Annotated in this window: 8 protein-coding genes; 1 reads left to right on the plus strand and 7 read right to left on the minus strand. The window is 61.7% G+C overall.

Annotated features, from left to right (window positions below):
• From A3754_RS07160 to suhB, 7 genes are all read right to left on the minus strand, one after another.
• On the minus strand, positions 1–294 hold a 294-nt coding region (locus A3754_RS07160; protein WP_369817585.1), incomplete at its 3' end, for an aminotransferase class I/II-fold pyridoxal phosphate-dependent enzyme.
• A 16-nt stretch (positions 295–310) separates the two neighbouring features.
• Complete coding sequence (locus tag A3754_RS07165) at positions 311–1,732, minus strand: amidase (RefSeq protein ID WP_063519186.1); 1,422 nt, start codon at positions 1,730–1,732, stop codon at positions 311–313.
• Positions 1,733–1,815: 83 nt separating this feature from the next.
• Positions 1,816–2,787: a D-2-hydroxyacid dehydrogenase gene (locus tag A3754_RS07170; RefSeq protein WP_063519187.1), complete on the minus strand. Its 972-nt coding sequence runs from the start codon at positions 2,785–2,787 to the stop codon at positions 1,816–1,818.
• Positions 2,788–2,929: 142 nt separating this feature from the next.
• Positions 2,930–4,177 (minus strand): aspartate aminotransferase family protein, encoded by a 1,248-nt coding sequence (locus A3754_RS07175; RefSeq protein WP_197468539.1) that lies wholly within the window; start codon positions 4,175–4,177, stop codon positions 2,930–2,932.
• A gap of 93 nt (positions 4,178–4,270) precedes the next feature.
• Positions 4,271–5,410: an isocitrate/isopropylmalate dehydrogenase family protein gene (locus A3754_RS07180; protein ID WP_063519189.1), complete on the minus strand. Its 1,140-nt coding sequence runs from the start codon at positions 5,408–5,410 to the stop codon at positions 4,271–4,273.
• A 174-nt stretch (positions 5,411–5,584) separates the two neighbouring features.
• On the minus strand, positions 5,585–7,042 hold the full coding sequence (locus A3754_RS07185; RefSeq protein ID WP_063519190.1) for an NAD-dependent succinate-semialdehyde dehydrogenase: 1,458 nt from the start codon (positions 7,040–7,042) through the stop codon (positions 5,585–5,587).
• A 183-nt stretch (positions 7,043–7,225) separates the two neighbouring features.
• Positions 7,226–8,044 (minus strand): inositol-1-monophosphatase, encoded by an 819-nt coding sequence (gene suhB / locus A3754_RS07190; RefSeq protein WP_063519191.1) that lies wholly within the window; start codon positions 8,042–8,044, stop codon positions 7,226–7,228.
• A gap of 424 nt (positions 8,045–8,468) precedes the next feature.
• Between suhB and A3754_RS07195 the strand changes: the two genes are divergently transcribed.
• Positions 8,469–8,686 (plus strand): TrmH family RNA methyltransferase (locus A3754_RS07195; protein ID WP_304439819.1); only part of this gene is annotated, 218 nt, incomplete at its 3' end.

Consider the following 8,686-nt stretch of genomic DNA (forward strand, 5'->3'; position numbering starts at 1 on the left):
GGTGCGTTGATAGCGTTTGCTGTAGTACTCCGCCAGCGATTCCAGCAGCTCCGGCAGGCCGGCGTCCATGGTGTAACCGGTCTGGCCAGCGTAGAGCGCATCCACCCCGGCCTGAATCACGTGCTCCGGCGGTTTGAAGTCGGGCTGGCCGATGGACAGATGAATCACATCGTCCAGGTCTGCAGCCAGGTTCACCATGCGGCGGATACCCGGCACCGGAATGGTCAACAGCGCCGGGTTCCAGATCGGGTCTTCGCTTTCGTAAAAATCCGTGTCCAGATTACTGTTTCCCATAACTTGTCTCCTTTTCTCAGGCGCCTTTGAGCAGTTCATCCAGCATGGGGGGCAGGTGTGCAAACGGCTGGGCCTGTTCAAAGGCGTGGCCAGCGGCGAGCACCCGGGCATCGTCGAAACGGGCACCGACAATTTGTAGCGCCATGGGCAGGCCGTTGCTGCTGAGCCCCAATGGCACAGACAGTGCCGGCTGGCCGGTCAGGTTGAAGGGGTAGGTGAAGGGCGTCCAGGTGGGCCAGCGGGTGCTGGGCCAGTCAACGGGGACTTCCCGGTTGGTGTCGAAAGCCTCGATGGGCAAGCAGGGAGTGATCAACAGGTCGTACTTGGTGTGGAATACGGCCATACGTTCACTCACCGCCATGCGTTCGTTCATGGCGCCCAGGTAGTCCAGCATGCTCAGTTTTTCTGCCTTGGCGGCTACTTCCACCAGTGCCGGGTCCATCAGGCTGCGCTGGCGTTCGCCCAGGTCGCGCATGGCATTGGCGGCGCCGCTGTAGAACAGGTGGCTGAATGCGGCCAGCGGGTTGCTGAAGCCCGGGTCGACTTCGCTGACGGTGGCGCCCAGTGACTCGAAAACCCGGGCGGCTTCGCGGGTGGCTTTCTCGATTTCCGGGTTCACATCGGCATAACCCAGCGTGGTGCTCAGGGCGATGCGCAGGCCTTTGATGGGCTGTTGCAGGGCGGCCACATAATCAATGCCACGGCGTGGCGCGGCCAGACTGTCGCGGGCATCGGCTTCGCTCATGACGGTCATCATCAGCGCGGCGTCAGCCACGGAGCGAGTCATGGGCCCGGCGTGGGCCAGGGTGCCGAAGGGGCTGGCTGGCCAGTGGGGGACTTCGCTGAAAGTGGGCTTGTGGCCGACGATGCCGCAGAACCCGGCGGGAATGCGGATGGAGCCGCCCGCGTCGGTGCCCAGTGCCATGGGCGCCATGCCGGCGGATACGGCGGCCGCGCTGCCGCCACTGCTGCCCCCGGCAGTTTTGCTCGGGTCCCAGGGATTGTTGGTGGGGCCACACAGGGGGCTGTCGGTAATCCCTTTCCAGCCAAACTCGGGGGTGGTGGTCTTGCCCAGCGGCACATACCCGTGGCGTTCCAGCGCGGCAACGGCGGGGGAGCGTTTTTCCAGGGTGCTGGCGGGATCAATGGTTTTCGATCCTTTCAGGGTGGGCCACATGGGGGTAAGGAAAACGTCTTTGACCGCAATTGGCACCCCGTCAAGCAGGCCGTCGGCGTTGCCGTTCTGGTAGCGCTGTTCCGCTTCGCGGGCCCATTGCAGGGTGGTATCACGGTCGATCAGGCACCAGGCGTTCAATGCCTCATCGTGCTTTTCGATATGATCCAGCAGGGTGGAGCAAACTTCCACCGGTGATAAAGCGCCCGTCTGGTAGGCGGCTTTGAGCGCCTGGGCGCTCATGGTCAGTAGTTCCTTGCTCATCGGCATACCTCCTGGTTTGACGCTTATCGCTTGGAGTCAGAAGCCGGGGCTGGGTTGCCGTGTCAGGCATCCGGCGTCGGGCATCAAGCGCTACTTACATAGCCGTGTTCCTTGCTGACCGGGTTGTCCAGTGGCTGCCCCCGGCGCCAGCGGTGGAAGTTATCAACAAATTGCTGGCCCAGCGCCTGGCGCCAGCCAATGAAGTCCCCTGCCATATGGGCCGAGATCATCACCTTGGGGTGATTCCATAGCGGGTGGTCGGCGGGCAGGGGTTCTTCTTCGAACACATCCAGGGCCGCCCCGGCCAGCCGGCCTTGTTGCAGGGCCTGCAGCAGGGCGTCGGTGCGCACGATGGGGCCGCGACCCACGTTGACGAGAGCTGCGCCGGGCTTCATCTGCCGGAAGGTGGCGGCGTCGAAGAGGCCGTCGGTGTCCGGTGTCAGCGGTGCGGTGACCACCACATAGTCCGCATCACCGAGCAGCGCAGGCAAATCCTGCTGTCGGTGGACCCGGTCAAAGGCGCTGTCCTGGCGTGCATGGCGGGCGGTGCCGATCACGTTCATGCCCATGGCGCCGAGCACCGTGGCCACTTCCCTGCCAATAGAGCCGGCGCCCACGATCAGGGCATTGGCGCCGCGCAGCATGCGGGTTTCCCGGTGTTGCCAGCGGTGCTGTTCTTTCAGTGCCAGGTTGCCGAGCGTGTCCTTGGCGAACATCAGCAGGGCGCCCAGCACGTATTCGGCGATGCCGCGGTCGAAAATGCCGCGGGCGTTGGTGACCACGATGTCACTGTGTTTGATCGGGTCGATCATCAGCGCATCCACGCCGGCACTGGTGGCATGGACCCAGCGCACCGGGCAGTTATCCGGCCACACTTCCTCCAGCAGGTCGGTGCGGAAATCGGTGACCACCAGAATGTCGGTCTCCGGTAGCGCGCTTTTTAACTGTGCCGGTGTCCGCGCTTCCTGAACCCGTGCCAGGCCGTCCAGAGACTCCAGACCGGGCAGGGCGGGTTCGTCTTCGGCCAGCAGGACGGTGATGGTGGTGTCTGTCATCGAATCTCCTTAAATTCAGCGGCCAGCTATTAGCTTCTAGTTACTCCGCACTGGCAAGAGTGGTGCGCGGTGAAAGCCTTGATGCAATTACTGCTTCGAAACGCGTTGTTGTAGCTAGCAGCTAGTAGCTCGAAGCTGCTCTTCACGTCTCTTTCAGTGCGGCATCAAACAGTTCTACCGCTTTTTCGATTTCCGCTTCGGTGACGGTGAGCGGTGGCAACCAGCGTACCACCTGGCCCTGGGTGCCGCAGCGCAACATCAGCATGCCGTTATTCTCACAATGCTTGAGCAGCTTGCCGGCGCGGTCGCCATCCGGGGTGTGGGGGGCACTGACAATTTCCAGGCCCAGCATGAGCCCCATGCCGCGAATTTCATCAATGCAGTCATGCTGTTTTTGCAGGCCCTGCAAGTGAGTAAGAAGCTGCTGGCCGAGCTTGTCGGCACGGGGCACCAGCTGCTCTTCCTCAATGACGTCCAGGGTGGCCAGGGCCGCCGCGCAGGCCACCGCGTTGGCGCCGTAGGTGCCGCCCTGGGAGCCGGGGTAGCCGTGGGTCATCAGGTCACGGCTGGCGGCAATGGCGGATAGCGGATAACCACTGGCCAGCCCTTTGGCGGTGATAATAATGTCGGGTTTTACATCGAAATGTTCGTGGCTCCAGAACTTGCCGGTGCGGCCGAAACCGGCCTGGATTTCATCAGCAATCAGCAGGATGCCATGTTTGTCGCAGCGCTCGCGCAGGCCTTTCATGAAGGCGGCCGAGGCCGGGTAATAGCCGTACTCGCCCTGCACCGGTTCGATAATCATGGCGGCGGTGTCGGCCGGGTTGCACTCGGTGGCGAAGATATGGTCCAGCTCGTTGAGGCAGTCAGTGACACACTGATCCATGTCCTGCTTATAGCGATAGGCATGGGGGAACGGCGCAATGCTGACCCCGGCCATCAGCGGTTGCCAGCCGGTACGCACCTTGCTGGTAGAGGTGGTCAGCGAGGCCGCAGCCAGGGTGCGGCCGTGGAAGCCGCCGCGAAAGGCGATGAGATTGGTGCGGCCGGTGGCCTGGCGTGCCAGGCGAATGGCCGCTTCCACGGACTCGCTGCCGGAGTTGGAAAACGCTACCGCGTCAAGCCCTTTGGGCAGGTGTTCATAGAGCCGGTCGGTGAGGGCCAGCATGTTGGGGTGAGTGACGGTGGCGTACTGGGCGTGAACCAGCTTGGCGACCTGAGCCTGCGTGGCGGCGACCACTTTGGGGTGACAGTGGCCGGTGGAGGTCACGCCGATGCCGGAGGTGAAGTCCAGCCAGCGGTTGCCTTTTTCATCATAGAGCCAGCTACCTTCGCCGCGCTCCGCGCAAATCCCGCTGGACTGAACCAGTAAGGGGGACAAATGACTCATGGTGCCTCCTTTCTCATTGCTCATTGCCGTCGTTGTCTGATGCCTGCGGGATGAAAATACGCCCCGCTGGTGCATTGACGTTACCGGCCCGTGTTACGGAGCCAGCAATGCGTAAAGCCGTTGTCCTGTTTCCCGGGTCCCGTTGGTCAGCGTGGGGTCATTTCCCCCGGCCAGGTCCGCCGTTACCGTGTCATGCAGATGTTGTGCCGCATTGCCCAGAGCCGGGTGGTAAGGGGCGAGCCATTCCAGGGTCATGGCCAGGCTGAGCAGGGTGGCGCGGGGGTCGGCCTGATTCTGCCCGGCGATGTCCGGTGCGCTGCCGTGAACCGGTTCAAATAGGGCCGGAATGCTGCTGTCGGCCGGATTCAGGTTGGCGGATGGGGCGAGCCCGGGGCCGCCGCAGAGCACCGCCGCCAGGTCGGTGAGAATGTCGCCGTGCAGGTTGCTGGCCACCACCACATCGAAACGCCAGGGGCACTGGACAAATTTCATGCAGGCCGCATCCACCAGTTCGTGGTGGGTGTCCACATCCGGATACTCCTGGGCCACGCGCAGGAAGGTTTCGGTGTACAGGTCGCCCCAGAAAGGCTGGGCATTACGTTTGGTGATCAGGCAGACCTGTGAGGCTTTTTCGTTTTTGAACTGGCGCGGCCGATGACGTTGGGTCGCCCGCTGGCGGGCCCGTTCAAAGGCATGGCGGATCAGCCGTTCGGTGGCTGAGGCAGTGAACACTTCCACTTGGGTAGCCACTTCGTGGGGCGTGCCGGCTCGCAGGCGACCGCCCTGGTTGCTGTATTCCCCTTCGCTGTTTTCGCGAATCACCAGCATGTCCACATCGTTGGCGCGGGGATCGCTGAGGTACTGGGGCGCGCCGGGCTGCCAGCGGGCTGGCCGTTCACAGGCCCACAGGTCCAGTTGTTTGCGCAGTGCCAGCAGCGGCGAGAGAGAAATGCTGTCGGGCAGCACAAAACGGTCCGGATCATCCAGTGGCCCCGGATCGCCCAGCGCACCCAACAAAATGGCATCAAAGGCGCGTAACTGGTCCACGCCATCATCCGGCATCATCTGCCCGTGTTGCTGGTGCCAAGCGTGGGACGGCCAGGGGAAAGAGTGACAGGACAGCGGCAACTGAAAGCGGTCAATCAGCAGTGTTAGTGCTTGTTCGGCCACGGCCATGACTTCAGGGCCGATGCCGTCGCCGGGGAGCAGGGCGATGTTTAGCCGTTTCGTCATCCTTAACTCCGAGTTGCGAGTTTAAAGTTGAAAGTTAAAACGCGGAGAACGGTAATTGTGTTCTCGGCCTGTTGAGCTTCGCGCGGTTTGGGCTGTGTACGCGGGCACTGATGTTTCGCGTGCTTAATACTCTGTCGCGCCTTTCAACTTTTAACTTTCAACTCGTTCCTGCTCTTAACTTCCCATGCACAGGTATTTGGTTTCCAGGTACTCTTCCATGCCCTGGTGGGAGCCTTCGCGGCCCAGGCCGGATTCCTTGACCCCGCCAAACGGGGCGGTGGCATTGGAAATCAACCCTTCGTTGACGCCGACCATGCCGCTTTCCAGTGCCTCTGCCACGCGCCAGCAGCGGTGGATATTGTCGCTGTAGAAGTACGCTGCCAACCCATAGGGGGTGTCGTTGGCGATGCGGATGGCGTCTTCTTCCGTTTTAAAGGGAATGATGGCTGCCAGCGGCCCGAAGGTTTCGTCCTGGCAGAGTTGGGCATCGGTGGAAACGCCGGTGATCAGCGTGGGCTGAACGAAGCTGCCGCCCCGTTCGTGGCGCTGGCCCCCGGTGATAACCCGGGCGCCCTTGCCCAGTGCATCTTCCAGATGTTCCATGACTTTATCGGAAGCACCCCGGTTGATCAGGGCAGCCTGGGAAACGCCTTCTTCAAAGCCGTCACCCACTTTCATGGCCTCAATGGCAACCTTGAACTTCTCCACAAAGGCATCGAGGATACTTTCCTGTACCAGAAAGCGGTTAACGCACACGCAGGTCTGGCCGGTGTTGCGAAACTTGCTGGCCATGGCGCCTTCAACCGCTTTATCCAGGTTGGCATCGTCGAACACCAGGAAAGGGGCGTTGCCACCCAGCTCCAGTGACACTTTCTGGATGTGCTTGGCGCACTGGGCCATCAGCTGGCTGCCCACTTCGGTGGAGCCGGTGAAGCTCAGTTTGCGGACAATGGGTGAGTCGGTGATTGCCGTGGATATGGCGCCGGCGCTACCAGTGATAACGTTGAAAACCCCTGCAGGAATGCCGGCACGCTCGGCCAGTTCGGCCAGCGCCAGGGCGGAATAGGGGGTGGCGCTAGCCGGCTTGACCACCATGGTGCAGCCTGCGGCCAGGGCCGCTCCGGCTTTGCGGGTAATCATGGAGGAGGGGAAGTTCCAGGGCGTGATCGCGGCGGTGACCCCAATGGGTTGCTTGATCACCACGATCTGCTGGCCGGGTTTGGATGCGGGAATGGTATCGCCATAAGCCCGGCGCGCTTCTTCGGCAAACCATTTCAGGAAAGAGGCGGAATAGGCGATTTCCCCTTTGGCCTCGGGCAGAGGCTTGCCCTGTTCCAGGGTCATCAGGCGGCCCAGGTCCTCCTGGTGCTCCATCATCAGATCGTGCCAGGCCATCAGCAGGTTGGCCCGCTCGGCGGCAGTTTTATCACGCCAGCCAGGGAAGGCCTGATGAGCGGCGTCGATGGCGCGGCGGGTTTCGGCTTCGCCCATGCGCGGCGAGGTGCCGATGTCTTCTCCGTTGGCCGGGTTGTCGACCGCAAAGGTGGCGCCGTCATCAGCATCACACCATTGGCCATTGATGTAGCACTGCTGGCGGAACAGCGCGTTGTCTGTGAGAGAAACCGTTGCCATGAAGCGTCTCCTTGCTGAACCGTTATATCTGACACGCTAGCAAAGCGTGCCGAGATGTCCATGCCGCAGACAGCACTTTCGTATTGAAGTCTAAGGAGTTTTTACAAAACAGGATGGCGGTGGGGCAGGAAAAACCCTTCCTCCGCAGCGGGAGGAAGGGAGCAAAGCCAGGCTGTGCGGGGGTTAGCGCTTCAGGCTGTCGTTCAGGTGGGGTTTGATTTTTTGCAGCAAGCCCTTAAAGACTTTCGGGCTGCCGGCCACGATGCCGCCGCTTTCCAAGTATTTGTGGCCGCCACTCAGGTCACCAACCAGGCCACCGGCTTCGGTAATCAGCAGTACACCTGCGGCCATGTCCCACTCTGCCAGGCCGAATTCAAAGAAGCCGTCCAGTCGGCCGGCGGCCAGCCAGGCCAGGTCCAGGGCGGCGGAACCGGGCCGACGCAGACCGGCGGTGGAGGCGGCGATATCCGCGAACATGCCCAGATAGGCGTCCATGTGCGGGGCCTGGTCCTTGCGGAACGGGAAACCCGTACCGATCAGGCAGCCTTCCAGGCTGGCTCGATTGGTACAGCGAATACGGCGGCCATTGAGAGCGGCGCCACGGCCACGGCTGGCGGTGAATTCTTCGTCGCGGTTGGGATCGTAAATGACCGCATGCTCGATTTTGCCTTTGAATTTGAGGGCAATGGAGACGCAGTACTGGGGGAAGCCATGGATGAAGTTGGTCGTGCCGTCCAGTGGGTCGATGATCCACTGGTAGTCTTTACCGTCGCCACTGCCTTCGATAACACCGGATTCCTCAGCCAGAATACTGTGGTCCGGGTAGGCCTTGCGAATCACATCGATGATGCGCGCTTCTGCAGCGCGATCCACTTCGGTGACGAAGTCGTTCATGCCCTTTTTCGTGACAGACACGGGATCACTGCTTTCAGCAGCTCTGCGAATCAGATTTCCCGCCTGACGGGCGGCTCGCAGGGCGATATTCACTTGCGGCGCATGCATGGCATCTATCCTCAATATGACGTGTGGCGTAACGGCTAGGAGCCTGTGAAGAACGCCTTGTGTGCTCAGCGTGGTCTGAAGCGTGCAGTTGTTGTGTCTTGTCTCGACGGGCAGGGTGGTTCCCTTCCCTAGAGGCAAGGCGCAGCAAATGGGCGCTTCAGACCACGCCCTCCGGGTCTTCCAGGCTGGCCCGCACTCGTTGTTGCCCTTTTTCGATGGATCGACATACACCTTCAAAAGTGCGCCTAGATTGCGGGCCAGCCTGAAAGACTGAGCGCGCAAGGCGTTCTTCAGAGGCTCCTTTAAAGAGCGCGGGGCAGGGAAACTCGGGGTTCCCGTTCCGGGGCGCGGATTGTAGCAGAGCCCGCGCGATCAGGGCAGCCGCCGTGTTAAGATTAGCGCCTTTTTTAATGAGAGGCCTCCCATGTTGGAAAATGTGCGCATTGTGATGGTGGAAACCTCCCACCCCGGCAATATCGGCGCGGCTGCCCGGGCCATGAAAACCATGGGCCTGTCGGATCTGCGTCTGGTGCAGCCGCAGGCCTACCCCAGTGTGGAGGCGACGGCGCGGGCCTCCGGTGCCGGCGATGTGCTGGAAGCTGCACAGGTATGCAACAGCGTGGACGAGGCGCTGGAAGGAGC

The organism is Alcanivorax sp. HI0083, assembly GCF_001635175.1.

Bases quoted from the DNA above. Each gene is read 5' to 3' on its own strand.
- A3754_RS07180 (WP_063519189.1), bottom strand. From the start codon at position 5,410: ATGACGAAACGGCTAAACATCGCCCTGCTCCCCGGCGACGGCATCGGC.
- A3754_RS07170 (WP_063519187.1), bottom strand. From the start codon at position 2,787: ATGACAGACACCACCATCACCGTCCTGCTGGCCGAAGACGAACCCGCC.
- suhB (WP_063519191.1), bottom strand. From the start codon at position 8,044: ATGCATGCGCCGCAAGTGAATATCGCCCTGCGAGCCGCCCGTCAGGCG.
- A3754_RS07185 (WP_063519190.1), bottom strand. From the start codon at position 7,042: ATGGCAACGGTTTCTCTCACAGACAACGCGCTGTTCCGCCAGCAGTGC.
- A3754_RS07165 (WP_063519186.1), bottom strand. From the start codon at position 1,732: ATGAGCAAGGAACTACTGACCATGAGCGCCCAGGCGCTCAAAGCCGCC.
- A3754_RS07175 (WP_197468539.1), bottom strand. From the start codon at position 4,177: ATGAGTCATTTGTCCCCCTTACTGGTTCAGTCCAGCGGGATTTGCGCG.